Below are 25,080 nucleotides of genomic sequence, written 5' to 3' on the forward strand. Positions count from 1 at the left end.
GATCAGTAGCCGCTGGAACGGCCACCGCCGTAACCGCCGCCGCCGCCACCACCGTAGCCGCCGCCGGAACGGCCACCACCGCCGTAGCCGCCGCCACCGGAACGGCCACCGCCGTAGCCGCCGCCGCCGGCACCGCCGCCGTAGCCGCCACCACCCGAGCGACCGCCGCCGAAGCCGCCGCCACCCGAACGGCCGCCGCCGCCGAAGCCGCCCGGACGCTCTTCACGCGGACGAGCCACGTTGACGACCAGCGCACGGCCGTCCAGAGGCTGACCGTTCATGCCGTTGATGGCGGACTGTGCCTCGGCATCAGTGGCCATTTCCACAAAGCCGAAGCCCTTGGAGCGGCCGGTTTCGCGGTCCATCATGACCTTGGCGGAATTGACGGTACCGAATTGCGAGAATGCCTCTTGCAGCGCTTCGTCGCGCACGCTGTAAGCGAGGTTGCCGACGTAAAGCTTGTTTCCCATGGGGAAGCCCTTTCAAAAACCAAATAACCAATGTGCTGCTTCAACCCATCGTGAACCATTCAAACGAAGGCGCTGCATACAGTCGATTCCGATTATGGGTGACGCTTTTGGGCTTTCGCAATCCGTCAACCGCACTGTTGTTTTTCGGCTTCTGCGTGTTAACCCGTAAATTCCAGGCTAGCCGGCGATTTCCCGGTTGCGGACCCTTTCCGTACATAACGGCTGACGTCGATCAAAACCGACAGCGGCCGAAAATGTCCGGGCCGCGACCGCGGTGATCGGGCCTTCCGGTCCGTTTGGATTACCAAGTTTGAGAGTTGCACGGGATGGCGGATGCTGATCTGAAACGCGCGCAGGCCGCCCGGGAGCCGCGCATCGCGTCGTTGGTGCCCTCGCTGACCGAGCTGCTGGTGGCGCTGGGCCTGGCGCCGCGGCTGGTCGCGCGCACGGGCTTTTGCATCCATCCCCGCGAGATGGTGGCGGCGATCCCCAAGGTCGGCGGCACCAAGGACGTGCAGCTGGATCGCCTGCGCGAGCTGGCGCCCACCCATGTGCTGGTCAACGTCGACGAAAACCGCGAGGACACAGTGCGCGCGCTGCGCGAGTTCGTGCCCCGCATCGTCGTCACCCATCCCTGTCGGCCGGAGGACAACCTGGCGCTGCTGGCGCAGATGCTGCAGGAGTTCGGCGACCAGCCCGGCGTGGCGGCGCGGGCGGCGGCGCTGGACGCGGCGCTGCAGCGCGAGCTGGCGGCCTGCGGCGCGCGCGACTGGCCGCGGCGCCGCGTGCTTTACCTGATCTGGCGTCAGCCCTGGATGTGCGTGGCGCGCGACACCTACATCGCGGCCATGCTGGAGCGCGTGGGCTGGCAAAGCTGGCCAGCGGTCCAGGGTGGGCCCAGCGGCGCGGCGCGCTACCCGGTGCTGCGGGGCGACGAGCCGTGGCTGGCCGAGATCGACGAGCTGCTGCTGAGCTCCGAGCCCTACCGCTTCGGCGCCGAGCACCTCGCCGAGGCCCAGTCGCTGTGCCCGCGGGCGCGGGTGCGCCTGGTCGATGGCGAGTTGCTGAGCTGGTATGGCCCGCGCGCGGCGCCGGGCCTGGCCTATCTGCGCACGCTGGCGCAGGACGGCGCTGGCGCGGGAGCGGTTCGATGAGCGCACGCATCCTGCTGCTCGAGGACGATCCGGCCATCGCCCAGACGGTGGCCTTCGTGCTCGAGCGCGAGGGCTACCGGCTGGCGCTGTGTGGCTGGCTGCACGAGGCGCGCGCCTGCCTGGCGCGCGCGGAAACCGACCTCGCGCTGCTGGACGTCGGCCTGCCCGACGGCAACGGGCTGGATCTGTGCCGCGAGATCCGCCAGGGGCCGCAGCCGGCCCTGCCCATCCTGATGCTCAGCGCGCGCAGCGAGGAGAGCGACAAGGTGGCCGGCCTGGAGCTGGGCGCCGACGACTACCTGGCCAAGCCCTTCAGCCCGCGCGAGCTGGTGGCACGCGTGCGCGCGCTGCTGCGCCGTGCCCAGGCGCTGCGCGAAGCGCCGGCGAGGCCGGTGGCCGGCTTCAGCATCGAGGCGGGCGGATCGCGGGTGCGCTACCACGGCGAGTTGCTGCCGCTCACTCGGCGCGAGCTGGGGCTGCTGCTGCGCCTGCTGGAGGCGCCGCAACGCATCCATTCGCGCGACAGCCTGCTGGACGCGGTCTGGGGCCAGGAGGCCGACAGCGGCGACCGCACCGTGGACACCCACATCAAGACCCTGCGCGCCAAGCTGCGTCTGGTCCGCCCCGAGCAGGACCCGATACGCACGCACCGCGGCCTGGGTTACTCGCTGGACTAGGGCGGCACGGGCATGCGGCTGGGCCTGCGTCTCTTTTTCGGCTTCTTCCTGATCGCCGGGCTGACGGCCTTCATCCTGCTGCGCGTGGTGCTGGGCGAGGTCAAGCCCAGCGTGCGCGAGGTGATGGAGGACCTGATGGTGGACAGCGCCCACCTGTTGGCGGAGCTCGCGCAGGACGACCTGGCCGTGATGCCGCCGGGGAGCGACCTGCGTGGCACGCGCTTCGCGCGCCATCTCGCCGCCTATGCCCAGCGGCCGGTGGACGCGCAGATCTGGGGCCTGCGCAAACAGAGCCTGGACTTGCGCGTCTATGTCACTGACGCCCAGGGCCGCGTGGTGCTGGACAGCGTGTCCGGTCCCGACAGCGCGCTGGGCCAGGACTATTCGCGCTGGCGTGACGTGGCGCGCACGCTGCGCGGCGAGTACGGCGCGCGCTCCAGCCTGGACGAAGGCCAGAGCAGTCCGGTGATGTACGTGGCCGCGCCGGTGCAGCGCGACGGCCGGACGCTGGGCGTGGTGACGGTGGCCAAGCCGGTGGCGGCGGTGCAGCGCTTCATCGAACGCGCCGAGCGCCGCATCCTGATGGCCGGGCTGCTGCTGCTAGCGGTCTCGCTGGCGGTGGGTGCGGCGGTGACCGGGTGGCTGGTGGCCAATGTGCGCCGGCTGCGCCGCTATGCGCAGCAGGTCCAGCTGGGCAGCCGCGCGCCGCCGCCCGCGGTGCCCGGCGAATTGGGCGAACTCGCCCAGGCCATGGATGCGATGCGTGAGCGGCTGGATGGGCGAGAGCAGGTGGAGCACCTGGTGCGCGCGCTGACGCACGAGCTCAAGAGCCCGCTGGCCGCGCTGCGCGGCGCCGGCGAGTTGCTGCAGGAGGACGCGCTGCCAAGCGCCGACCGGCGCCGCTTCGCCGCCCAGGTGGTGGGGCAGAGCCAGCGCATGACCGAGCTGGTGGAGCGCGTGCTCGCGCTGACCACGCTGGAGCTGCGGCGCGGGCCCGAGCATCCGCGCCTGCTGCGCCTGGACCAGGCGGTGGACGAGGTGCTGGCGCTGCTCGCCGATCCCTTGCAGCACAAGCGGCTGCGCGTGGACTGGCGGCAGCGCGAGCCTGTCGGCGTGATGGCCGACCCCGAGCTGCTGACCCTTGCGTTGAGCAACCTGCTGACGAATGCGCTGGACTTCGCGCCGGAAGACTCGGTGCTGGAGCTGCGCACCGGGCTGCGCGAGGGGCGCGCCTTCTTCGAGCTGCGTGACCACGGCCCCGGCGTGCCGGCCGCGGCCTGGGGCCAGCTGGGGCAGCGCTTCTTTTCCACGGCGCGGCCCGGCAGCCCGCGCAAGGGCTCGGGCCTGGGGCTGGCCATCGTGCGCCAGATCGCCGAGCTGCATGGCGGCCGTCTGGGCTTCGAGCCGGGCGAGCCGGGGCTGCGCGTGACGCTGGACTTCACGCCCGCTTCACAAACTTCGTCTTGAACACACAGGGGCTCGCGAGACTGCCCGCTCACGTTGCAAAGAAGACGGAGCGAAGCGAATGCAAGTACGTGCCCTGTGGTGGAAGCTGGTGATCCTGGCCGGCGTGACCGTGTTGCTGTCCATCGTGCTGATGCGCATCGGCTGGGTCGTCGACGAGCGCCAGGGGCGCCAGCGCGAGGCGCAGCAAAGCGTGGCCGAGGCTCAGGCCGGCGAGCAGGTGCTGCTGGGCCCGCTGCTGCAGCGCAGCTGCACCGAAGAGTGGGAGTCGGTCAGTGGCAGCGGCGCGGAGCGCCGCGTCAACCGCGAGCGGCGCGATTTCACGCTCAGTGCGCTGCCGACCCAGCTCGGCGTGGACGGTGAGTTCAAGCAGGAGCCGCGCTACCGCGGCCTGTTCAAGATCAACGGCTACCAGGGGCGGTTGCAACTGGACGCGCGCTGGAATTCGCTGGAGGCCTTGCAGCCCCGGTCGGAACAGCCCAACGGCCGCCTCAGCTGCGAAACGCCGCGCGTGATGCTGGCGCTCAGTGATGCGCGCGGGCTGCGCAGCGTGGCCGTGCAGCACGAGGGGCAGGCGCTGGCACTTCGGCCCGGCACCCGCAGCGACGCCTATCCGCGCGGCCTGCATGCGATGCTGCCGGAGCAGGCGCCGACGCAGCCGCTGCAGCTGCGCGCGACCGTGCAGCTGGTGGGCATGAGCGAGTTCGCGCTGGTGCCCGCGGCGTCGGCCACCGAGGTGAAGCTGCGTTCCGACTGGCCGCACCCCAGCTTCGGCGGGCGCTTCCTGCCGTCGGCGCGCCAGGTCGGCCCACAGGGTTTTCAGGCGCAATGGCAGGTCTCCGAGCTGGCGTCCAATGCCGTCGCCGGCGTGCGTGGGGGTCAGGTCGTGCCCGGTTTGGGCGGCGAGGGCAAGCAGTTCGTGGACACGCTGAACTTTGCCATGCTGGACCCGGTCAACCCCTATGTGATGAGCGACCGCGCGATCAAGTACGGCCTGCTGTTCATCGTGCTGACCTTCGTCGGCGTCGGCCTGCTGGAGCTGATGGCCCAGCGCCGCGTCCATCCCGTTCAGTACCTGCTGGTGGGGCTGGCGGTGAGCCTGTTCTTCCTGCTGTTGCTGAGCCTGTCCGAGCATCTGCGCTTCGGCCTCTCCTACCTGCTGGCGACCGCGGCGGTCGTGGGCCTGCTGGGCTTCTACGGCAGCGCGATGCTGGGCCGGCTGCGCAGCGGCCTGGTCTTCGCGGCGCTGATGGCGCTGCTCTATGGGGCGCTCTACGTGTTGCTCAACCTGGAGCAGGCCGCGCTGGTGATCGGCACGCTGCTGCTGTTCGCGACGCTGGCCGCGGTGATGGCAGCGACGCGGCGCTTCGATTGGTATGCGCTGGGCAGCCGCATCTCCTCCTGAGCGCCTCCATGTCCGGCGCAGCCCGATCTCGCCCCGGGGCCGGACGTCTGTTGCGCGCGGCCGGCGACTGGTATCAACGCTGATGCCCGTGCGCCGGCCCTGCGTCAGCATAGGCGGATGAGTGACCCCTTCGACATCATCATCGTCGGCGCCGGCACCGCCGGCTGCCTGCTGGCCAACCGCCTGAGCGCCGACCCCACGCGCCGCGTGCTGCTGCTGGAAGCCGGCGGGCGCGACGACTACCACTGGATCCACATCCCCGTCGGCTATCTGTACTGCATCGGCAACCCGCGCACCGACTGGCTGTTCAAGACCGAACCCGACCCCGGGCTGAACGGCCGCAGCCTGCGCTACCCACGCGGGAAGGTGCTGGGTGGCTGCTCCAGCATCAACGGCATGATCTACATGCGCGGCCAGTCGCGCGACTACGAGGGCTGGGCCCAGACCACCGGCGACGCCGACTGGCGCTGGGACGCGGTGCTGCCCTTCTTCAAGAAGCATGAGCATCACTGGCGGCTGGACCCGCAGTCGGCCGAGCAGGCGCTGCCCGGCTTCGCGGCCCTGCACGGCCATGGCGGCGAATGGCGCGTGGAGCGCCAGCGCCTGCGCTGGGAGATTCTGGACGCCTTCGCCGCCGCCGCGCAGCAGGCCGGCATCCCGGCCACGCCCGACTTCAACGGCGGCAACAACGAGGGCGTGGGCTATTTCGAGGTCAACCAGCGCGCCGGCTGGCGCTGGAACACCGCCAAGGCCTTTCTGCGCCCGACCTGCTATGCCCGCCCCAACTTCGAGATGTGGACCGGCTGCCAGGTGCAGCGGCTGCTGCTGGAGCGCCAGGACGGTGCACTGCGCTGCACCGGCGTGAAGGTGCGCACGCCGCAAGGCGTGGAGGCGCTGCGCCTGGCCCCCGGGGGGCAGGTCTTGCTGGCAGCCGGGGCGATCGGTTCGCCGCAAATCCTGCAGCTCTCGGGGCTGGGGCCGGGCGCGCTGCTGCAGCGCCACGGCATCGCGGTGGAGCAGGACCTGGCCGGCGTCGGTGCCAATCTGCAGGACCATCTGCAGATCCGCGCGGTGTTCAAGGTGCAGGGCGTGCCCACGCTCAACACGCTGGCCCAGAGTCTGTGGGGCAAGGCGCGCATCGGACTGGAGTACGCGCTGCGGCGCAGCGGGCCCATGAGCATGGCGCCCTCGCAGCTCGGCGCCTTCGCGCGCAGCACGCCGGACAAGGCCTGGCCCGACCTGCAGTACCACGTGCAGCCGCTGTCACTGGATGCCTTCGGCGAGCCGCTGCACCGCTTCAACGCCTTCACCGCCAGCGTCTGCAACCTCAACCCCAGCAGCCGCGGCACGGTGGAGATTCGTTCGCCCGACCCGGCCGATGCGCCGGCGATCGCGCCGCGCTATCTGAGCACCGACGAGGACCGGCAGGTGGCCGCGCAAAGCCTGCGCCTGACCCGGCACATCGCCGCCCAGCCGGCGCTGGCGCGCTTCCGGCCCGAGGAGTTCAAGCCTGGGCCGCAGTACCAGAGCGACGAGGAACTGGCCCGCCTGGCCGGCGACATCGCGACCACCATCTTCCATCCGGTGGGCACCTGCCGCATGGGCCGCGCCGACGACGCGCAGGCGGTGGTCGACAGCCGCCTGCGCGTGCGCGGCGTGCAGGGGCTGCGCGTGGTGGACGCCAGCGTGATGCCGACCATCACCAGCGGCAACACCAACTCGCCGACGTTGATGATCGCCGAGAAGGCGGCCGACTGGGTGCGTGCCGGCGCCTGAGCGTGCGCCGCCTCAGGCGGCGAAGCGCTCTTCCAGATAGGCCAGCAGCGTGCGCACCGTCTGCGCCTCGCCGCCCACCGGGCGGCCGGCGCGGGCCACATCGTTCCAGGCGAACAGGTCGATGTGCAGCCAGTCCTGCTGCTCGGGCACGAAGGCCTCCAGGAACAGCGCGGCGTTGATCGCCCCGGCCAGCGCATTGCGGCCGGTGTTGACGATGTCGGCGATGCCGCTGGTGATGCCCTCTTTGTAGGGCGCCCACAGCGGCATGTGCCACAGCGGATCGTCCAGCTTCAGGCCCAGGTCCACCAGGTCGCGCGCGGTGTCCATGTGCTTGGAGAACAGCGCGGGCAGTTGCGCGCCCAGCGCGACGCGGGCGGCGCCGGTCAGCGTGGCCAGGTCAATGATCAGCTCGGGCTTGGACTCGGCGGCATAGGCCAGCGCGTCGCACAGGATCACGCGGCCTTCGGCGTCGGTGTTGCCAATCTCGATGTGCAGGCCGGCACGGGTCTTGATCACGTCGCCGGGGCGGTAGGCATTGCCGGCCACGGCGTTCTCCACCGCCGGGATCAGCAGCTGCAGGCGCACCGGCAGCTTCAGCGCCATGATCAGCGTGGCCAAGCCCAGCGCGTTCGCGGCGCCGCCCATGTCCTTCTTCATCTGGCGCATGCCTTCGGCGCTCTTCAGGTCCAGGCCGCCGGTGTCGAAGCACACGCCCTTGCCGACCAGGGTCAGGCGCGGATGCTTGTCGCTGCCCCAGTTCAGCTCGATCAGGCGCGGCGCGCGCGTGCTGGCGCGGCCGACGGCATGGATCGCGGGGAAGTTCTTCTTCAGCAGCTCGTCGCCGACCAGCTGCTTGAACTTGGCGCCATGCTGCTTGGCCAGCAACTGCGCGGCCTTGGCCAGCTCCTCGGGACCCATGTGCTCGGCCGGGGTGTTCACCAGATCGCGGGTGGCCACCATCGCGGTCGCGATCGCCAGGCCGCGCTGGGCGTCCGGGCTGCTCTTGAGCAGCAGCTGCGCCGGCTGGCGCTTGCGTGGCTTGTACAGGTCGAACTGGTAGCAGCCCAGTTCCCAGGACAGGGCGGCGGCTTCATCGGTCAGGCTCAAGCCTTCCGGGGAGAGTGAGTACTGACCTTCAGGCAGCGCCAGCGGCAGCGCCGAGAGCGCGAAAGGATGGGCCGTATGGGCCACGCCGGCGAACACCTGGGCCAGCTTGCCGTCCTCGCCCGGCACCAGCGCGAAGCTGTCCGGCGCCGCGTTGAAGCCCATCGTGGCCAGCCAGGCCTGGGTCTTCTTCGGCAGCTTGGCGGACAGGGCCTGGTAGCTGGGGCGGTCCAGCGCGATGATGGGAATGGCGCGGGCCAGGGAGCTCTTGAATTGGACGTTCATGGGTGTGCGTCGGTATCGAATTGGCCGGTGGGCCGGTGGCGCATTCTCGCCGCTTGTGACGCCCCGGCTCAGCAGCTATGGACCAGACGGTGCAGCAAGGCCTGGGCAGCGGGGTCGGCCGGCGAGGGGCCGCTCTCGCGGGCGGCGGCGATCAGACGCTGGGCGGGCGCCAGCTGGGGCGCGACCGGGCCGATGAAGCGCAGCCGCTCGCCCTGGCCGATCAGGAGCGTCGGGAAGGTTTCCACCTCCAGCTCGTCCACCAACTCCGCATCGTCTTCGATGTCCACCCAGACGAAGCGCGTCTCGGGATGGCGCCGCCTCAATTCGGCGAACTCTGCGCGGTAAGACTCGCAGACCCGGCACCAGGCGGCGCACAAGCAGGCGACGAGCAGAGGGTCGGCGGAGGCCGTGTCTTCGGGCAGAGGCATGCCGGGCAGCTTAGCGGACAACCGGTGTCCTGCGGCCCGACATCACCTTGCGAGGTCGGTTTGTTCTTTATAAGAACATTTGCGCGATATGCGCCACGGTGCTGTAGCGTCGGTCAGGATTTGTGAACGCCGTGTCAACGGCCTCCCCGGGGGCCGCGTTAGGTGGCACAAAGCGGTTTCCCCCCGCTTGGAAATGACCAAAGGTCCCCGACCATGATGAAGTCCACCGTCCGTCCCGAATCGCAATCTCGTCGCGCCCCGCTGCCCGAGTGGTGCGCCGACAAGGGCCGCAAGCATGAGGCCTTCGAGGTGATCAGCCTGGGCTGCGACCGCCGCAGCCAAGCCCGCGCGGCCCGCTTCGACCGCAAGCGCTGAGCCAGCGCCTGGGGGCGCCAGCCGCGCGTCCCCGGTCCGGTTTCCCCGTTCCCAGAAGGTCGCCACCCCGCCTGCGCGCCGCTCTGCGGTGGCCCGCATGGCAGACTCGGCCGCATGACACGGTTGTTGAGAGTCCTGGGGTGCTTGTTCCTATTGCTGCTGGTCGCACTGGCCTTGAGCCTGGCGCTGGCCCTGCAGCGCAGCCCCGAGATCCATGCCCCGGCCCCGGCCGGTGTGGACCAGATCCGCGCGGTCAAGACCCTGTTGGCGCGCAACGATCCGCGCCAGAGCGCGCCCGGGATCCGCGTGCTGCGCCTCAGCGATGTTGAACTGACCCTTCTTTCCAATGAATGGCTGAGGCTGCGAGGCGAGGGCGCCCTGCACCTTGAATTGCTGGAAGGCCGGGCGCGGCTACGCGCCAGCCGGCCTTTGCCCTGGGGCTTCTGGCTCAATGTGGACGCCGCCCTTGTCCAGCGTCCGCTGGGACTACCCGCCCTTGATCACATCCGGTTCGGACGCCTGCCGCTGCCCGCCGCATGGGTGGAGCGCTGGCTGCTGAAGCCGGCGTTGGCCCAACCCGCTGCGGCGGAGCTGCGCACGCTGGGCGAACTGGTCCATGCCGTGCGCTTTGGACCCGGGCTCCTGCAACTGGCCTATGACTGGCATCCGGCCCATCTGCAGCGGCTGGTGGCCGGCTATTGGCCGGACGACGCGCGACAGCGGCTGCGCTTCTACCAAGAGCGCCTGGCGCAGGCCAGCCGAGCCCATCCGGTGGGCAGTGCCGTGCCCATGCTGCCGCTGATGCAGGCGCTGTTCCGCGAGGCCGCCCGGCGCAGCGACCAGGGGGCCGACGCGGCGGCGGAGAACCGCGCCGCGCTGCTGACCCTGGCGCTTTACTCGGTGGGCCAGCACTGGAGCCGCTGGCTGCCGGACGCCCAGACCTGGCCGCGCGCCCAGCCGCTGCGGCTGCAGATTGGCGGCCGCGACGACTTCGCGCAGCATTTTCTGGTGTCGGCGGCGCTGGCCATCGAGGCCGGCGGCCCGATGGCGGATGCGATCGGCGTCTACAAGGAGCTGTCCGACGCGCAGGATGGCAGCGGTTTCAGCTTCAACGACATCGCGGCCGACCTGTCGGGCGCTCGCGTGGGGCTGATGTCGCAGCAGCAGGCCCGCCGGTTACAGGCGCTGCTGGCCGGCGAGGTCCGTGAGGCTGACTTCATGCCGGAGGTCGCGGACTTGCCCGAGTTCCTGCATAAAAAGGACTTCCTCGCCCGCTACGGCGGCCTGGAGGGCGCGCCCTACCTGGCGATGATGAAGGAGATCGAGGCCCGTGTCGCCGCCCTGCCCTGGCACCGCTGAGGCCGGCGCTGGAGCGGCCAGAGGCCCCTGGCCTGTGCCAAATGGCGCAGGAATCCCACATTCCGATGCTGCGGTCGGCACCAGACTGGGGGACTTGTGCGATTAATGGTTTGATCGGTAAGTCATTGTTTTCAAAAGAAAATCAAGCCCGGTCCCGGACTCTTTCCTCCCCAATGTGGTGCGCAACGCCAAGTGAAAACCCCAAGTGCGTGCGTTTTGACCTGCGCCTACATTGCGTTCACTCGATGCGGCCTCTGTGAGAGCAATGGCTGCCTGCGGGGGCTGAGGAGACAAACCAAGATCAGACCAATTCCAACGAACACAGTGACACTGTCACAATTCACGGGCACCCGCAGGGTGCCCGTTTTGTTTTTGGGCCCAGCGCCGCCCGCCTACCCATGACCGAGATGTTCATTGCTGCGCTGGCCTCCTTGATGGCCGGCTTCGTCGACGCCATCGTGGGCGGCGGCGGTTTGATCCTGGTGCCCGCCCTGTTCGGCACCTTCCCGCAGGCGGCCCCCGCCACGCTGTTCGGCACCAACAAGGGCGCGGCCATCTGGGGCACGGCCTGGGCCACGCTGCAATATGCCAAGCGCGTGCAGCTGCGCTGGTCGGCGCTGGCGCCCGCGGCGCTGGCCGCGCTGGCGGGCAGTTTTGCCGGGGCCTGGACCGTGACCCTGATCCGTGCCGACGGCCTGCGCAAGGCCCTGCCGCTGGTGCTGCTGGCCGTGCTGATCTATACGCTGGCGCGCAAGGACCTGGGACGCGAGCATGCACCGCGCCACGAGGGTCGCCGCGAGGCCGGGTTGGCGAGTGCGATCGGGCTGGTGATCGGTTTCTATGACGGATTTTTCGGCCCGGGCACCGGCAGCTTCTTCGTCTTCCTGTTCGTGCGCCTGCTGGGCTACGACTTCCTGCACGCCTCGGCCAGCGCCAAGCTGCTGAACACCGCGACCAATGCGGCCGCGCTGGTGCTGTTCGCGGCCAAGGGCCATGTCTGGTGGCATCTGGCGGCGGTGATGGCGGTGGCCAACATCGCCGGCAGCCTGCTGGGCACGCGCCTGGCGCTGGCGCGCGGCGCCGGTTTCGTGCGTGGCGTCTTCGTGCTGGTGGTGTCGGCGCTGATCCTTAAAACGGGTTGGGACGCCTTCGTCCGCTGAGGGCCCCCGCATTTCCTGGGTGGCGTGACAACTGTCCCACCTTCTGGCGATACCATTGGGTCCAATCCACCCTGGCCAGCCACCATGCCTGTCGACCCTCAATTGCGCGCCCTGGACATCGAGATCCCCACCCAGCCCGAGGTGCTGGTCAAGCTCTCGCTGCTGATGGCGGATGAGGACGTGGATCTGCAGGCCGTGTCCGCGCTGGTCGAAACCGACATGGCGCTGGCCGCGGCGGTGCTGAAGGCGGTGAATTCGTCGATGTACGGGCTGCGCGGCCGCGTGCAGACGGTGCAACAGGCGCTGACCTATCTGGGCATGCGCGAAGTGGCGGCGATCACGTTCGAGATGGGCTTGCGCGCCGCCTTTCCGCCGGCGGCCGAGCTCGAGCCCGTGTGGCAGCGTGCCGCCAAGCGCGGTCTGCTGATGGGGCGCATGGGCCAGATGCTGGGGGTCGACCCCTGGGCCGCGCATTCGGCCGGCTTGTTCGAGGAATGCGGCAAGGCCGTGCTGTACCGCCACGCACCGGGCCACTACCCGGCGATGCTGCGCGCCGCCGGCAGCGATACCGAGCTGTGCCAGCTGGAGCACACCGCCTTCGGCGTCAGCCATGACGCGCTGGGTGCGGCATTGTGCGAAAGCTGGGGACTGGCGCCGGCCGCCGTGGCCAGCGTGCGCCACCATGTGCGGCTGCAGGCCGAGCTGGAGATGCCCGCCGCCATGCTGCGCCGTGGCGTGGGCGCGATCTCGCTGCTGGCCTGGTCGCTGATGCATCAGCCGGAACGGCTGGAAGAGATCTGCCTGGCCATGGCGACCCAGGCGCAACTGGACGAGACCCTGATGCTGCGCGCCGCGCGCCGCGTCGCCGAGCAGCTGCAGAACGCCGAATCGCACGGCCGCTGAGCCGCGGCCCGCGGGCTCAGGCCGCCATGCTGAGCCGGTCTCGGCCGGTGTGCTTGGCGATGTACAGCGCCTCGTCGGCCGCCTGCAGCAAACCTTGCGGGCTCAGGTAGGGGCGGCTGGGCTGCATCGCCGCCAGGCCGATGCTGACCGTCACCGGATGCAGCGGGTCTGCCTCTTGCACCAGGGCGCGCCAGTCCTCGCGCAATTGATCGAGCAGGGCCTGCGCGGCCACGGCATCGAAGCCGGGCAGCAGCACGGCGAATTCCTCGCCGCCCAGCCGGGCGACGAAGTCGGTGTCGCGCTTGAAGCGCTCGCCCAGCTGGCGGCCGAAGCGGCGCAGCATGTCGTCGCCGGCCGCGCGACCGCGCAGGTCGTTGTAGGCGCGCAGGTGGTCCAGGTCCAGCACGGCCAGCGCCAGGCGGCCGCCGTCGCGCTGGGCGCGCTTGAATTCGCGGCGCAGCGCCTCGTCGAAAGCGCGCCGGTTGTTCAGCCCGGTCAGCCCGTCATGGCGCTCCAGCGCCTCCAGTTCGCGGCGCTTGGATTCCAGCGCGCGCTCGGCGCGCTGCAGCGCCTCGCTCTGGCGCGTGATCTCATGGCGCAACGTGCGCACCTGCGACTGTTCGCGCTGCAGCTCGTCGCCCAGCCGCGTATGCACATGGGCCAGGGCCTGTTCCAGCTGCTGCAGTTCCTGCGGCTGCAGGACCTGGGCCTCGTTGGCGGCGACGAACAGGGCCGGCTGGCTGACATCGAAGCTGCGCGCGCGGTCGGACAGGCGGCGCAGCGGGCGCAGCAGCTGCCGGTCCACCAGCCAGACGGCCAGCGCGCCCAGCAGCAGCGCCAGCCCCAGATGCTGCAGCGCGATGCGCAGCAGCCGGTCCTGGGCGAGCAGATTGGGCCAGCTGACCGCCGCCGCCTGCACGCGCACCGACGCGCCCAGGCGCGGCCCCAGGTCGAAGACCGAGCTGGGGCCCGCGTCCGCGCGCTGCTCGGCCTCGGCACGGTAGCTGCGCCCGTCTTCGACGGACAGCTCCACCGACAGCAGGCCGTGGCGGTCGCGCATCAGCTCCAGCAGCTGCTGGACCGCGGGCTCGTCGCGGGTCTGTAGTTCGCGCGCCAGCGGCGCCGCGTAGAGCAGCGGCAGCGCGCGCAGCTCGGCCTGCTGATTGCGGCCGCGCTGCAGCATCTCGTCATGCAGGCGCCAGCCGCCGGAGGCGAGCACCAGCAGCAGACCGAGGATCCAGAGCGCCAGGGCCGAACGGGCCCCGACCGAGCTGCCAAGAGTCATGAGGGTCGATGGACAGGGGACTGCTTGGCATTGTGCACAGCAACAATGGTTCCCTGAGCGCCCCTCCGGGAAACTCCGGACCCTCCAAACCCCTGAGTCAGGCGGGGCAGAGGGCGGCGTCGTGGCCCGCCAGCCGCAGCCCGGTCCGGAAATGGCGCGGCCGGCCGTCCAGCGGGTCGGTGAAGGCGATCTCGCGCGCCAGCAGCTGCAGCGGCCGGCTGAAGTCGGGTGTTGTCTCCACCGGCTGCAGCACTGGATAGATGCGGTCGCCGTCGATCGGCAGTCCCAGCAGGCACATCTGCGCGCGCAGCTGGTGCTTGGCGCCGGTTTGCGGCCGCAGCTCGTAGCGCGCGCAGCCCCCGGGCAGGCGCTCGATCAGCGCCAGCCGGGTGAGCGCGTTGGGCTCGCCGGCCACCGCGCGCATCTGCATGAAGTCCTCTGGATGCTCCTCCAGCCGGCAGCTGAGCAGGCGTGGCAGGGCCAGGTCCGCGCGCCAGCCGGCGATGGCCTCGTAGACCTTGAGCACACTGCGCTCGCGGAACAGGCGCTGGTAGGCGTCGCGGTCCTGGCGCCGCACGCTGAACAGCGTGAGGCCGGCGGTCTCTCGATCCAGCCGGTGGATGGGGCTCAGTTCCGCCAGCCCGGTCTGGCGCCGCAGCTGCGTGAGCAGGGTCTGCTGCACCCAGCGCCCCTTGGGCGTGACCGGCATGAAATGCGGCTTGTCGGCGACCAGCAGGTGCTCGTCCAGGTGCAGGACGCGCGCCTCGAAGGGCAGCTCGGGCTCGGCCTCCAGCCAGCGCCAGTAGTGGATGCGCTGGCCGCCGCGGTACGGCGTGGCGGCCGCCAGGGGCTTCCCCTGCGCGTCGACGACATCGCCGCGGTCCATGCGCCGGGCCCAGTCCTCGCGCGCCACGAGGGGTAGGCGTTCGGCGATGAAGTCCAGCAGCAGCGGCCACGCTCCCGGCGGGCAGGCCAGCGAACTGGCGGCCACACCATCGCGCAGCGGCAGCGCGGGGCGCGCGGGCCGGCTCACTCGATCTGCGGCCCGCCGCGGGCCCGTTCGTTCAGATGGCGCGGCAGGCGCTGGGATTCCTGCTCGTCGCGACGCGCCCACCCCCTGCGCCGCATGTCGGGACTCAGTCGCCCTCGACCCATTCGATGCGGGCGCCCAGGCGGCCGATGTTTTCGGCGAAGTGCGGATGGGCGCGGCGGATCGGCGTCGCATTGCGGATCACCGAGCGGCCCGGGATGCTGGCCGCCACCATCAGCAGCGCGATCGCGACGCGGATGATGTAGGGGCTCTCCACCTCGGCCGGTGTCAGGGCCTTGCCGCCGAAGGTCACCATGCGGTGCGGATCGGACAGGAAGGCGTGCGCGCCGAATTTGGACAGCTCCGAGGTCCAGCCCATCGCGCCGTCGTAGACCTTGTTCCAGAACATCACGCTGCCCTCGGCCTTCACGCCCAGCGCGACAAAGATGGGCAGCAGGTCCACCGGCAGATAGGGCCACGGCGCGGCCTCGACCTTCTGCAGGATGTTGCGCGTGAAGGGCTCCTTGACCTTGAGCCGGCCATCGGGCGAGACCACCTCGGCGCGCGACCAGCCGTCCTCGTGGACGATGTGCACGCCGAACTTGGCGAAGGTGCGGTCGATCAGCGGGAACTGCTCGGGCTGCGAGTTCTTCACCTGCACGTCGCCGCCGGTGATCGCGCCCAGCGCGAGGAAGGTGACGATCTCGTGGAAGTCCTCGGCGAAGCTGAACTCGCCGCCGCCCAGGCGCTCGACGCCGTGGATGGTCAGCCGCGAGGTGCCCAGGCCTTCCAGCTGCGCGCCCAGCATCTGCATGAAGCGGCAGAACTCCTGCACATGCGGTTCGCTGGCCGCGTTCATCAGCGTGGAGCGGCCGTCGGCCAGCGCAGCGCAGAGCACGAAGTTCTCGGTCGTGGTGACCGAGGCGTAATCGGTCCAGTGGTCGTTGGCCTGCAGCTTGCCGTCCACCGTCAGCAGCAGGCCGTCGCTGGCCCGGTCCACCCGCGCGCCGAAGCGCTGGAAGACCTCCACATGGGGGTCGATCTCGCGCGCGCCCAGCGTGCAGCCCTTGACGTCGTCCTCAATGCGCGCGGCGCCGAAGCGCGCCATCAGGCCGGGCACCAGCATGATGGAGCTGCGCATCTCCTCGGGCAGGTGGTCCTGCGCCGGGTCGAAATGGGTGTCGCGGTGGTGCAGGTCCAGCACGCCGGTCTGGAAGTCCATCTCCACCGTGCTGCCCAGCTTGCGGAAGACCTCCAGGATCTTCTTCACGTCGGTGATCTCGGGCACCCCCTTGAGCCGCACGGGCTCGCGCGTCAGCAGCGTGGCGCACAGGATGGGCAGGACGGCGTTCTTGTTGGCGGACGGGACGATGCGGCCCTTGAGGGGCGTGCCGCCGTGGACGATCAGATTGGACATGGAGCGCGGGCGCGATGGGAACGCGCCGATTATCGGCCCTCGTGCCCGCGCCCGCCGGACCCCGGGAAGGCGCGATTGTCCCGGCCCGTAACACCGCCACAATGCGTGCCGGACCGACTGCCCGCTGCCTGCTTCATGCGCTCCACTTCCGCCGAGACCGACCCCAGGGCCTGGATCACGCCCGAGGACCTCAATGTCGCGCCGCCGCTGCTGGGCCTGCCGCTGGCGCAGCCCTGGCGCCGCGCGCTGGCGATGGGGGTGGACCTGGCGCTGCTGGGGCTGCTGTCGCAGGGCAGCTCGGTGCTGCTGGCGGCGCTGGCCTGGGCGGCCTGGCGCTGGAACCGGCTGCAGCGCCTGGCGCCACAGGGACGGGCAACGCTGGCCGGCTGGCTGCCGGTGGTCGCGTTGCTGGCGCTGGGGCTCTACACCAGCCTGTCCGGCGATGACGACGGTCCGCGCCGGCGCGCCAAGGCGGCGTCGGGCGCGCCCACCGAGCAGGCGGCATCGGCCGCGGCGGCGACCCGCGCCGACGCCGAGGACGACGGCAAAGACGACGGAACGGCCGGCGAATCGCACCGGCTCGCCCGCGAGGCCTTGCAGGTGGCGGCCAGCGCGGTGGCCGGGACGGCCGACGAGAAGCAGGCGCTGCAGCTGGAACTGCAGGCGCAGCGCGAGGCGACGGCCGAACTCAAGGCCCGGCTGCGCCGGCTCGAGGCCGAGGCGGTGCTGGACCCGCGCGAAAAGCTGCGCCGCTGGGTCGACGAGGTGGGCCTGAACCTGGCCTGGGCGCTCGCCTACTTCGTGCTGTGGCCGCTGGTCTGGCCGGGCCAGACGCCGGGCAAGCGGCTGATGGGGCTCAAGGTCGTGGAGCTGACCGGCAAGCCGGCCACGCTGATGCTCAACATGCGCCGCTATGGCGGCTATGCCGCCGGCATGGCCACCGGCGGTCTGGGCTTTGCCCAGATCCTCTGGGACGCCAACCGCCAGGGCCTGCACGACAAGGCCGCGCACACAGCGGTGATCGACCTGCGCAACCCGGCGCGACTCAAGCTGGACCCGCTGCCGCCGGCCATGGAGCCACAGCCTTGAGCGGCCAGGCTCAGACCAGCAGCGCGGCGTCCAGTGACGCGTCCGCCGCCGCCGTGCGCGGCCACAGCGCGACGCCGCCGGCCAGCGTGTAGGCGGCCTCGTGGCCCAGGCGGCGCAAGGCCTGGGCGGCCTGGGCGCTGCGGTTGCCGCTGCGGCAGAAGAACACCAGCGGCGTCTCGGCCGGCAGCGCCAGCCATTGCGGCAGCGCATCGACCAGGCGCGACAGCGGCACCGCCGACAGCGCGCGTGCGAGCCCGGGCAGCTCCGGCAGCTGGCTCAGGCGCTGCTCATAGGGTTCGCGCACGTCGACCACGCAGGTGTGCGGCGCGCGCTCCAGCAGCGCGCGCAAGCCGTCCAGGCTCAGCGCCTGAGGCGGCGGAGCCTGCGTCGCGGCTCCGGCACCGCAGGCCATGGGGCCGCAGCGCGGCAGCCCCGCCTGTTCGCTCAGAGCGGTCAGCTCGGCGGCGAAGGCCGCGGCCTCGATCTGCCCCGCCAGCGCGCGGCCCAGCAGCGGCTGCTGCGCGGCCTCGGCGCTGAGCGTGGTGGCGAAGCGGTGGTCCTCGTCGTGCGCGGGCGCGAGCAGGCCGTGCGGGCCCACCGCGGCGGCCAGCCGCTTGATCGAGTCCAGGTAGGCCAGCGGCGCGCTGTGCGGGAAATCGCTGCGGCCCAGCTGGCCGGGCATCACGATGTCGCCGCTGAAGGCCATGCGCAGCCCGTGTTCGTCGTGCAGCAGATAGGCGACCGAATCGTCGGTATGGCCCGGGATGGCCAGCCGGGTCAGCCAGCAGCGCCCCAGCTCCAGGCGCTGTTGCGCCGCCGGCCAGCCCAGCAGGTCCGGCGTGCCGCCCTGCAGCAGCTCGGGCACGGCCTCGCGCAGCGCCTGCGCGGAGGACTCGTGGTCGGCATGGGTGTGCGTGTCCAGCACCGCCGCCAGCTGGTAGCCCTGGCAGCGCAGCCACTGGGCCAGGCGTTCGTTGAGCTGGGGCAGCGGGTCGATGACGACGCAGCGGCGCCGGCTCGCATCGGCGACCAGCCAACAGCAGGCGCCGTCGACGACGAAGCGCGTCACGCCGTCGGCCGGCAGCGGGTGGTTGTCCTCGATGCTCAGGCAGTTCTCGCGCAGCGCCTCGCCGCAGGCGCGTATGCGCGCGCAGGCCTCGGCGATGAAGTCCTCGTCCGCCGCCGGGCCGAAGGACAGGCGCAGCGCCGAGGTGGTCTGGCTGGGTGGCAGCCCCATGGCCTCCAGCACATAGCTGGGCTGTGCCTTGGCGGCGCTGCAGGCCGAGCCGCCGCTGACGCGCACATCGGCGGCGTCGAACATGTCCATCAGCAGCCGCGCCGGCAGCCCCGGCACCGAGAAGTTCAGCGTGGTGGGCAGGCACAGCGCCTGCGGCGCGTTGAACTGCAGGTTGGGGAAGGCCTCCTGCAGGGCCTGCGTCAGGCGGGCGCGGAATTGCGCCAGCGTTGCGGCGTCGCGGAAGCTGCGGCCCTCCTCCAGCGCCGCCAGCACCGCGCCCAGCGCGGCGATGCCGGACATGTTCTCGGTGCCCGAGCGCAGCGCGCCCTCCTGGCCGCCGCCGACCTGCAGCGGCGTGAACGGCGCGCCGTCGCGCACGTAGAGCAGGCCTATGCCCTTGGGCGCATAGAGCTTGTGGCCCGAGAAGGGCGCGTAGTCGATGCGTCGCGCCTCCAGCCGCAGCGCCAGCTTGCCCAGCGCCTGGACGCCGTCCACCAGCCATAGCGGGCGCAAGTCCCCGGGCTGCGCGTCCAGCAGCGCGGCGATGCCGTCCAGGTCGCTGATCACGCCGGTTTCGTTGTTGGCCGCCATGGTGCAGACCAGGCCGGCCTGTGGCAGCTCGGCGCGCAGCCAGTCCAGGTCGTGGCGGCCATCGCGGCCCACCGGGATGGCACGCAGCGGCAGGTCCAGCCCCAGCAGCTGGTTCCAGTGCTTCAGCGCCTCGGGCACGGCCTTGTGCTCGGTGGCGCCGTACAGCAGGGTCAGCGCGCGCGTGTCGCCGCTGGCGCGGCGTTCGCGCAGCGCGTTCAGGGCCGACAGCACGGCGGTCTGTATGCCCTCGGTGGCGCCGCTGAGGAAGAGCAGCCGCCCGCCCTCCAGCTGCAGCACGCGCCGTGCCCGCGCGCGCACCGCGTCCATCAGCGCGCGCGCCTTCAGCCCGGTGCTGTGGATGCTGCTGGGATTGCCGAAGTCCTGGTCCATCGCGGCCAGCGCGGCGGCGCGCGCCTGGGGCAGGACGGGGGTGGTGGCATTGGCGTCGAGATAGATTTCCATGGTCGGCGGCAGCGGCGCGATGAGGTCGACATGGTAGCGGCCAGGCTCTCAGGGAAGACCCCGGGTCGCGGAGGCCGGCACGCAGGCCGCCCGTGGGGGGCGGTCGATACAATCCGCGCTCCCTCTGGCCCATCCCCATGCCCACCGCCGTGTCCGACCGCCTTGCCGTCCTGCCGCAATACCTCTTGCCCAAGCGGCTGCTGACCGTCCTGGCGGGCCGTTTCGCCAGCGCCCAGGCCGGCGCGCTGACCACCTGGGCCATCCGGCGCTTCGTCGAACGCTACCGTGTCGACATGGCCGAGGCCGCCGAGCCCGACCCGGCCGCCTATGCCAGCTTCAACGAATTCTTCACCCGCGCGCTGAAGGCGGACGCGCGGCCGCTCGCCGACGCCGCGCTGATCTGCCCGGTGGACGGCGCGATCAGCCAGTTCGGCCCCATCGCCGGTGACCAGATCTTCCAGGCCAAGGGCCACGGCTACAGCACCACCGCGCTGGTCGGCGGCGATGCGCAACTGGCCGCGCAGTTCCAGGACGGCCATTTCGCGACGCTGTACCTGAGCCCGCGCGACTACCACCGCATCCACATGCCCTGCGCCGGCCGGCTGCTGCGCATGATCCATGTGCCGGGCGACCTGTTCTCGGTGAACCCCACCACCGCGCGCGGCGTGCCGGGTCTGTTCGCGCGCAACGAGCGCGTGGTCTGCGTCTTCGAAGGCGCGCAGGGCCCCTTTGTGCTGGTGCTGGTGGGCGCCACCATCGTCGGCTCCATGGCCACCGTGTGGCATGGCGTGGTCAACCCGCCGCGGCCAGGGCGGGTGCGCCAATGGCACTACGAAGACCAGCAGATCCGCCTCGCCAAGGGCGAGGAGATGGGCCGCTTCCTGCTCGGCTCCACGGTCGTGATGCTCTTCCCCAAGGGGCCGCTGCAGTTCAATCCCGGCTGGCAGCCGGGCGGCCCGGTGCGCCTGGGCGAGCTCATGGCCGGCTGAGGCCGGTGTCGCCCTCGCGCAGCAGCTCGATCAGCGCGCGCAGACCCGGGCTGGCCTGGCGGCGGCTGGGGTAATAGAGCCACAGCCCCGTGCCCGGCGCGCGCCAGGCCGGCAGCAGCTCCACCAGGCGACCCTGATCGAGCAGCGGACGCGCCGCGCACTCGTAGACATAGGCCAACCCCGCGCCCTCCAGCGCATGGGCCAGCACGGCGGCCTGGTCGTCCAGCGTGAGCCGGCCCTGCGGCTCGACGAGCAGGCGCTCCGGGCCGCGCGCGAACTCCCAGCGCAGCAGCGCGCCGCTGGGCATGCGCTGGCGTATCGCCGGCCAGCCCGCCAGTTCGTTGGGGTGCTGCGGCGCGGCGCGGTCCGCCAGCAGCGCCGGATGGGCGACGACGACAAAGGTCTGCGGCGGCGCCAGCGGCAGCGCCACCATGTCGCCGGGCAGGCGCTCCTCGAAGCGCACGCCGGCGTCGAAGCCCTGCTCGACGATGTCCACCAGCGCGTCCTGCGCGCACAGCTCCACCTCCAGCTGCGGATGACGCGCGCACAGCCGGGCGACCAGCGGCGCCAGCAGCAGCCGGGCGGCGCTGCGCGGCACGCTCAGGCGCAGCCGCCCACGCAGCGCCTGCAGGCCCTCGCGCAACTCGGCGGCGCCGGCCAGAGCGGCGTCCAGGCCCTGCAGCGCCGGGGTCAGGTCTTGCAGCAGGCGCGCGCCGGCCTCGGTCAGCGCCACGCTGCGCGTGCTGCGGGCGAACAGCGTGAGGCCCAGCTGCTGCTCCAGCCGGCGCACCGCCTGGCTCACCGCCGACGGCGTCAGGCCCAGCGCGAGCGCGGCCTGGCGGTAGCTGCGCTGGCAGGCGACGGCGACGAAGACGCGCAGTGCCGGCAGGTCGGGCGCGCTGGAAGGGAGATGATTCACGCGCGCATTGTGCAGCGCGGCTGAACAGCCCGTGCAGCGCCGCGGGACTGCCCGCGGCGGGTCTTGTTGCGCAGCATGGCGGCCTCTTCACATGGAGTTGCACATGCCTCTCGACAACCCGCAGGTCCCATCCCCGCTTCCCGTCCCGACACGGCCGCTCGCCGGCCGCGCCCTGCCCGCGCTGGGCCTGGGCTGCATGGGCATGAGCGAGTTCTACGGCGCGCACGACGACGCCGAATCGCTGGCCACGCTGCACGAAGCCTTCGAGCTGGGCGTGCGCCATTTCGACACCGCCGACACCTACGGCGCCGGCCACAACGAGCAGTTGCTGGGCCGCTTCCTGGCCGAGCTGGGTCCGGCCCGCCGCGCCGAGGTCTGCCTGGCCACCAAGTTCGGCATCCAGCGTCCGCCCGGCACCTACGAGCGCCACATCGACAACTCGCCGGCCTACGTCCGCGCCGCCTGCGAGGCCTCGCTGCGGCGGCTGGGCGTGGAGCGGATCGGGCTGTACTACGTGCATCGGCGCGATCCCGCGGTGCCCATCGAGACGGTGATGGACGCGCTGGCCGCGCTGGTGCGCGAAGGCCGGATCGGCGCGATCGGTCTGTCCGAGGTCGGCGACCAGACGCTGCGCCGGGCGCACGCGGTCCATCCGGTCGCGGCGCTGCAGAGCGAGTATTCGCTGTGGGAGCGCGGCGCCGAGGCGCGCATGCTGCCGCTGACGCGCGAGCTGGGCGTGGCCTTCGTCGCCTACAGCCCGCTGGGCCGGGCCCTGGCGAGCGCCGCGCTGCCGCCGGCGCAAGACCTGGCCCCGGACGACTTCCGCCGCCAGCTGCCGCGCTTCAGCGGCGAAGCCGGCGAGCACAACCGCCGCCTGGCGGGCGAGCTGGCCGTGCTGGCCGGTGAGCTGGGCGTGGCGCCCGCCCAGCTGGCGCTGGCCTGGATCCTGAACAAGCAGCCGCATGCGCTGGTGATCCCCGGCACGCGGCGCAGCCGCCATCTGCGCAGCAACTGGGACGCGGCGCGGCTGGTGCTGGAGACGGGGACGCTGGCCCGCCTGGATACGCTGTTCGCGCCCGGCCAGGTGCAGGGCGACCGCTACACCGAGCAGGGCTGGGTGGGCATCGAGGCGTAGCCCGGCTGGGCCCTGGCCCGCGCGCGGCCCGGTTCAGTCAGCCGAGGCCGCCAGCAGCGCGCCCGCGGCCTGCGCGTCCAGCGGCCGGCCCAGGTGGTAGCCCTGCAGGTGGGTGCAGCCCTGGGCCTCGGCGGCGCGCGCCTGGGCCTCGGTCTCCACGCCCTCGGCGACCACGTCCAGGCGCAGCGACTGGCCCAGCACGCAGCTGGCGCGCAGGATGGCCAGCGCGTCGGGGTCGGGCAGCGGCGCCAGCATGCTGCGGTCCAGCTTCATGCTGTGGATGGGCAGGCGGCGGAGCATGGTCAGCGAGGACTGGCCGGTGCCAAAGTCGTCCAGCGCGATGCGCACGCCGGCCTGGCGCAGCTGGGCGAGCTGGGGCAGCACCAGGGTCATGCGGTTCACCGCGGCGGTTTCGGTGATCTCGATCTCCAGCGCCTCTGCCGCGACGCCATGCTGCTGCAGCATCGCCAGCACCTCGGACGCGAAGCCGGGGTCTTCGAACTGCAGCGGCGACGCGTTCACCGCGACGCTGACCTCGGGCAGCCCGTCGCGGCGCCAGCGCGCGATCTGCTCCAGCGCGATGGCGAGGATGAGCCTCCCGAGCGCGCGGATCTGTCCGGTGCGCTCGGCGGCGGGGATGAAGTCGGCCGGGCTGATGCGCGGCCCCTCGGGCGGCTGCCAGCGCACCAGCGCCTCGAAGCCCGCCAGGCGGCGCGTGCCGGCGCTGAACTTGGGCTGGTACTGGAGCAGGAACTCGTGCTGGCGTATCGCCCGCCCCAGCGCCTGCTCGGTCTGCAGGCGCGCCTGCGAATGCTGCTGCATCGCCGGATCGAAGAAGACGCAGGCCTGGCCCGGCTGCGCCTTGGCGCGGTGCAGCGCGCTGTCGCTGGCGCGCAGCAGCCCGGCGGCGTCGCGCGCATCGCGCGGGTAAAGGGCCACGCCGATGGACAGGTGGACGAAGAGCTCATGCCCGCCGACGCTGAAGGGCTGGTCCAGCATCTGCTGGATGCGTTCCACCAGCGCGGCGGCCGAGTCGGGGTCGGCGCGCTCCAGCAGCACCAGGAACTGGTCCTCGCCCAGCCGCGCCAGCAGCGATTCCGCCGGCAGCCGGTGCAGCAGTCGTTCGCCCAGCGCGCGCAGCAGCAGGTCGCCGCGCTCGTGGCCCAGGCTCTCGTTGATGAGCTGGAAGCGGTCCACGTCGGCCGAGATCAGCGCGCAGGGCGTGGTGCGCGTGGTGATCTGCTGCAGGGCCTGGACGACGAAGTTGCGGTTGGGCAGGCCTGTCAGCTCGTCCTGGTGGGCCTGGCGGCGCAGCTGCTCCAGCGCCTGCTGGTGCGCGGTGTCGTCCAGCATCAGCAGCAGCTCGGCGGGCTCGCCGTCCCATTCGATCTGGCCGGACAGGCAGCGCACATGCACCTGGCGGCCGTCGCGCGCCAGCCGCGTCGCCTCCCATTCGAAACGCGCGCTGGCGTCGGCCAGCACGCGCGCATGGCGCTCGCGCGCCGCGGCCTGGGCGTCGCTGGGCACCTGCTCGGTGAACAGGTCGGCCTGCATCATCTGCGCCAGGTCGCGGTAGCCGAACAGCGCGATCGCCGCCGGATTGGCATAGAGCACGCGCTCGTGGCGCAGCACGGTGAGCGCCTGCAGCGAATCGTCGGCCAGGCGCTGGAAGCGCCGCGCCTGCAGCCGCGCCTCGCGCTGCGCGCGCACGACCGACACCAGGATCAGCGCCAGCGCCAGCGTGGTCTGCACCATCAGCCCCGACGCATGGGTGATGGCGGAGCGGCTCAACGGATGCAGCATCGGGCCGCTCAGGTGCACCAGCCCGGCGGCCCCATAGCAGACCACGACGACGCGTTCGCTGAGGTGGCGCGCCGGCCACAGCCAGTAGGCGCAGAGCCAGTTGCCTGCCCACATCAGCAGCGCGCCGACCCAGATCGCCGCCTCCAGGCTGGCGTTGGCGCTGAGCACCATCGCCAGCGTCGCCACGGCCAGCGGCGCGATGCCGTGGCGCGCCCGCCAGGGCCGGCCGCTGTACAGCGCGGCGCCGGCCAGCTGGCAGTACAGCGAGGCGCTCATCGCGGTGGCGGCCGCCAGCCCCTGCAGCTCCAGGCGCAGCTTGCCCACCGCCGGGTCCACCAGCGCGACGCCCAGCGCCAGGCCCAGGCCCAGCAGCGCATTGCTCCAGGCCCAGAGCCGCACATGTGGCTGGCCCTGCAGCCGCCACAGCGCATAGAGCGCGCCGCCCAGCAAGGTCTGCAATGCGGAACTGATCAGCAGCAGTTCGGTCATCAGCGCTTGGCTCTCCCCTGGCACCGCATGCTAGGGGAAGGCGGCCCCGCCGTGGCGTTGAATCGTGGGCGAAT

Annotated in this window: 21 protein-coding genes; 12 read left to right on the forward strand and 9 right to left on the reverse strand. The window is 71.5% G+C overall.

All coding sequences use genetic code 11. From position 1 onward, the window contains the following. Nucleotides 1–2 precede the first annotated feature (2 nt). The gene (locus tag LZ017_RS18740; RefSeq protein WP_241398443.1) at nucleotides 3–470 is read right to left on the reverse strand and encodes an RNA-binding protein; all 468 of its coding nucleotides are present in this window, start codon (nucleotides 468–470) and stop codon (nucleotides 3–5) included. 326 nt (nucleotides 471–796) lie between these two features. Between LZ017_RS18740 and LZ017_RS18745 the strand changes: the two genes are divergently transcribed. The 5 genes from LZ017_RS18745 to LZ017_RS18765 all read left to right on the forward strand — a co-directional run bounded on the left by LZ017_RS18745 (nucleotide 797) and on the right by LZ017_RS18765 (nucleotide 6,946). After that, a complete protein-coding gene (locus LZ017_RS18745; protein WP_241398444.1) occupies nucleotides 797–1,624 on the forward strand; it encodes a helical backbone metal receptor in 828 nt (275 codons plus the stop codon). Then, the gene (creB, locus tag LZ017_RS18750; protein WP_241398445.1) at nucleotides 1,621–2,301 is read left to right on the forward strand and encodes a two-component system response regulator CreB; all 681 of its coding nucleotides are present in this window, start codon (nucleotides 1,621–1,623) and stop codon (nucleotides 2,299–2,301) included. Before LZ017_RS18745 ends, creB begins: the two co-directional genes overlap by 4 nt. Before the next feature lie 12 nt (nucleotides 2,302–2,313). Further along, on the forward strand, nucleotides 2,314–3,768 hold the full coding sequence (gene creC, locus LZ017_RS18755; protein ID WP_241398446.1) for a two-component system sensor histidine kinase CreC: 1,455 nt from the start codon (nucleotides 2,314–2,316) through the stop codon (nucleotides 3,766–3,768). Between the two features lie 58 nt (nucleotides 3,769–3,826). Then, nucleotides 3,827–5,170, forward strand: coding sequence for a cell envelope integrity protein CreD (gene creD / locus LZ017_RS18760; RefSeq protein WP_241398447.1), 1,344 nt, complete (start codon nucleotides 3,827–3,829; stop codon nucleotides 5,168–5,170). 117 nt (nucleotides 5,171–5,287) lie between these two features. Further along, nucleotides 5,288–6,946 carry a GMC family oxidoreductase gene (locus LZ017_RS18765; protein ID WP_241398448.1) on the forward strand — a complete coding sequence of 553 codons (1,659 nt, stop codon included), beginning with the start codon at nucleotides 5,288–5,290 and terminating at the stop codon, nucleotides 6,944–6,946. Nucleotides 6,947–6,958: 12 nt separating this feature from the next. Here the strand turns inward: LZ017_RS18765 and LZ017_RS18770 are convergent, their stop codons facing one another. Continuing rightward, a complete protein-coding gene (locus LZ017_RS18770; RefSeq protein WP_241398449.1) occupies nucleotides 6,959–8,335 on the reverse strand; it encodes a leucyl aminopeptidase family protein in 1,377 nt (458 codons plus the stop codon). Between the two features lie 68 nt (nucleotides 8,336–8,403). After that, nucleotides 8,404–8,763: a thioredoxin family protein gene (locus LZ017_RS18775; RefSeq protein ID WP_241398450.1), complete on the reverse strand. Its 360-nt coding sequence runs from the start codon at nucleotides 8,761–8,763 to the stop codon at nucleotides 8,404–8,406. Between the two features lie 213 nt (nucleotides 8,764–8,976). Here LZ017_RS18775 and LZ017_RS18780 point away from each other — a divergent pair, with 213 nt between their 5' ends. From LZ017_RS18780 to LZ017_RS18795, 4 genes are all read left to right on the forward strand, one after another. Further along, nucleotides 8,977–9,138: a hypothetical protein gene (locus tag LZ017_RS18780; protein ID WP_241398451.1), complete on the forward strand. Its 162-nt coding sequence runs from the start codon at nucleotides 8,977–8,979 to the stop codon at nucleotides 9,136–9,138. 144 nt (nucleotides 9,139–9,282) lie between these two features. Next, the gene (locus LZ017_RS18785) at nucleotides 9,283–10,497 is read left to right on the forward strand and encodes a hypothetical protein (RefSeq protein ID WP_241398452.1); all 1,215 of its coding nucleotides are present in this window, start codon (nucleotides 9,283–9,285) and stop codon (nucleotides 10,495–10,497) included. A gap of 398 nt (nucleotides 10,498–10,895) precedes the next feature. Then, nucleotides 10,896–11,657, forward strand: coding sequence for a TSUP family transporter (locus LZ017_RS18790; protein WP_241398453.1), 762 nt, complete (start codon nucleotides 10,896–10,898; stop codon nucleotides 11,655–11,657). Between the two features lie 84 nt (nucleotides 11,658–11,741). Beyond that, a complete protein-coding gene (locus tag LZ017_RS18795) occupies nucleotides 11,742–12,560 on the forward strand; it encodes an HDOD domain-containing protein (protein ID WP_241398454.1) in 819 nt (272 codons plus the stop codon). 16 nt (nucleotides 12,561–12,576) lie between these two features. On the opposite strand, the gene LZ017_RS18800 is transcribed toward LZ017_RS18795, so the two are convergent. The 3 genes from LZ017_RS18800 to LZ017_RS18810 form a co-directional block, all read right to left on the reverse strand. Beyond that, nucleotides 12,577–13,845, reverse strand: a complete 1,269-nt coding sequence (locus LZ017_RS18800) for a diguanylate cyclase (protein ID WP_241398455.1) — start codon at nucleotides 13,843–13,845, stop codon at nucleotides 12,577–12,579. A gap of 97 nt (nucleotides 13,846–13,942) precedes the next feature. After that, nucleotides 13,943–14,878 (reverse strand): pseudouridine synthase, encoded by a 936-nt coding sequence (locus LZ017_RS18805; RefSeq protein WP_241398456.1) that lies wholly within the window; start codon nucleotides 14,876–14,878, stop codon nucleotides 13,943–13,945. A 103-nt stretch (nucleotides 14,879–14,981) separates the two neighbouring features. Further along, a complete protein-coding gene (locus LZ017_RS18810) occupies nucleotides 14,982–16,292 on the reverse strand; it encodes a UDP-N-acetylglucosamine 1-carboxyvinyltransferase (protein WP_241398457.1) in 1,311 nt (436 codons plus the stop codon). A 135-nt stretch (nucleotides 16,293–16,427) separates the two neighbouring features. On the opposite strand from LZ017_RS18810, the gene LZ017_RS18815 reads away from it, so the two are divergent. After that, a complete protein-coding gene (locus LZ017_RS18815; protein ID WP_241398458.1) occupies nucleotides 16,428–17,381 on the forward strand; it encodes an RDD family protein in 954 nt (317 codons plus the stop codon). Nucleotides 17,382–17,391: 10 nt separating this feature from the next. Here LZ017_RS18815 and LZ017_RS18820 read toward each other — a convergent pair whose 3' ends face one another. Continuing rightward, nucleotides 17,392–19,671: an aminotransferase class V-fold PLP-dependent enzyme gene (locus tag LZ017_RS18820; RefSeq protein ID WP_241398459.1), complete on the reverse strand. Its 2,280-nt coding sequence runs from the start codon at nucleotides 19,669–19,671 to the stop codon at nucleotides 17,392–17,394. Between the two features lie 149 nt (nucleotides 19,672–19,820). Between LZ017_RS18820 and asd the strand changes: the two genes are divergently transcribed. Further along, nucleotides 19,821–20,660, forward strand: a complete 840-nt coding sequence (asd, locus tag LZ017_RS18825; RefSeq protein WP_241398528.1) for an archaetidylserine decarboxylase — start codon at nucleotides 19,821–19,823, stop codon at nucleotides 20,658–20,660. Here asd and LZ017_RS18830 read toward each other — a convergent pair. Further along, entirely contained in the window at nucleotides 20,647–21,579 is a 933-nt protein-coding gene (locus tag LZ017_RS18830) for a LysR family transcriptional regulator (RefSeq protein ID WP_241398460.1), read from the reverse strand. The genes asd and LZ017_RS18830 overlap by 14 nt on opposite strands. 103 nt (nucleotides 21,580–21,682) lie before the next feature. On the opposite strand from LZ017_RS18830, the gene LZ017_RS18835 reads away from it, so the two are divergent. After that, on the forward strand, nucleotides 21,683–22,714 hold the full coding sequence (locus LZ017_RS18835) for an aldo/keto reductase (RefSeq protein ID WP_241398461.1): 1,032 nt from the start codon (nucleotides 21,683–21,685) through the stop codon (nucleotides 22,712–22,714). A gap of 33 nt (nucleotides 22,715–22,747) precedes the next feature. Here LZ017_RS18835 and LZ017_RS18840 read toward each other — a convergent pair whose 3' ends face one another. Next, on the reverse strand, nucleotides 22,748–25,006 hold the full coding sequence (locus LZ017_RS18840; protein WP_241398462.1) for a bifunctional diguanylate cyclase/phosphodiesterase: 2,259 nt from the start codon (nucleotides 25,004–25,006) through the stop codon (nucleotides 22,748–22,750). Nucleotides 25,007–25,080 lie beyond the last annotated feature (74 nt).

It is taken from the genome of Pelomonas sp. CA6 (assembly GCF_022549225.1).
GTDB lineage: Bacteria > Pseudomonadota > Gammaproteobacteria > Burkholderiales > Burkholderiaceae_C > Roseateles.

What these genes read in the sequence shown, in the direction of transcription:
- LZ017_RS18740 (WP_241398443.1), bottom strand. Translation starts at nt 470, where the DNA reads ATGGGAAACAAGCTTTACGTCGGCAACCTCGCTTACAGCGTGCGCGAC.
- LZ017_RS18745 (WP_241398444.1), top strand. Translation starts at nt 797, where the DNA reads ATGGCGGATGCTGATCTGAAACGCGCGCAGGCCGCCCGGGAGCCGCGC.
- creB (WP_241398445.1), top strand. Translation starts at nt 1,621, where the DNA reads ATGAGCGCACGCATCCTGCTGCTCGAGGACGATCCGGCCATCGCCCAG.
- creC (WP_241398446.1), top strand. Translation starts at nt 2,314, where the DNA reads ATGCGGCTGGGCCTGCGTCTCTTTTTCGGCTTCTTCCTGATCGCCGGG.
- creD (WP_241398447.1), top strand. Translation starts at nt 3,827, where the DNA reads ATGCAAGTACGTGCCCTGTGGTGGAAGCTGGTGATCCTGGCCGGCGTG.
- LZ017_RS18765 (WP_241398448.1), top strand. Translation starts at nt 5,288, where the DNA reads ATGAGTGACCCCTTCGACATCATCATCGTCGGCGCCGGCACCGCCGGC.
- LZ017_RS18770 (WP_241398449.1), bottom strand. Translation starts at nt 8,335, where the DNA reads ATGAACGTCCAATTCAAGAGCTCCCTGGCCCGCGCCATTCCCATCATC.
- LZ017_RS18775 (WP_241398450.1), bottom strand. Translation starts at nt 8,763, where the DNA reads ATGCCTCTGCCCGAAGACACGGCCTCCGCCGACCCTCTGCTCGTCGCC.
- LZ017_RS18780 (WP_241398451.1), top strand. Translation starts at nt 8,977, where the DNA reads ATGATGAAGTCCACCGTCCGTCCCGAATCGCAATCTCGTCGCGCCCCG.
- LZ017_RS18790 (WP_241398453.1), top strand. Translation starts at nt 10,896, where the DNA reads ATGACCGAGATGTTCATTGCTGCGCTGGCCTCCTTGATGGCCGGCTTC.
- LZ017_RS18795 (WP_241398454.1), top strand. Translation starts at nt 11,742, where the DNA reads ATGCCTGTCGACCCTCAATTGCGCGCCCTGGACATCGAGATCCCCACC.
- LZ017_RS18800 (WP_241398455.1), bottom strand. Translation starts at nt 13,845, where the DNA reads ATGACTCTTGGCAGCTCGGTCGGGGCCCGTTCGGCCCTGGCGCTCTGG.
- LZ017_RS18810 (WP_241398457.1), bottom strand. Translation starts at nt 16,292, where the DNA reads ATGTCCAATCTGATCGTCCACGGCGGCACGCCCCTCAAGGGCCGCATC.
- LZ017_RS18815 (WP_241398458.1), top strand. Translation starts at nt 16,428, where the DNA reads ATGCGCTCCACTTCCGCCGAGACCGACCCCAGGGCCTGGATCACGCCC.
- LZ017_RS18820 (WP_241398459.1), bottom strand. Translation starts at nt 19,671, where the DNA reads ATGGAAATCTATCTCGACGCCAATGCCACCACCCCCGTCCTGCCCCAG.
- LZ017_RS18835 (WP_241398461.1), top strand. Translation starts at nt 21,683, where the DNA reads ATGCCTCTCGACAACCCGCAGGTCCCATCCCCGCTTCCCGTCCCGACA.
- LZ017_RS18840 (WP_241398462.1), bottom strand. Translation starts at nt 25,006, where the DNA reads ATGACCGAACTGCTGCTGATCAGTTCCGCATTGCAGACCTTGCTGGGC.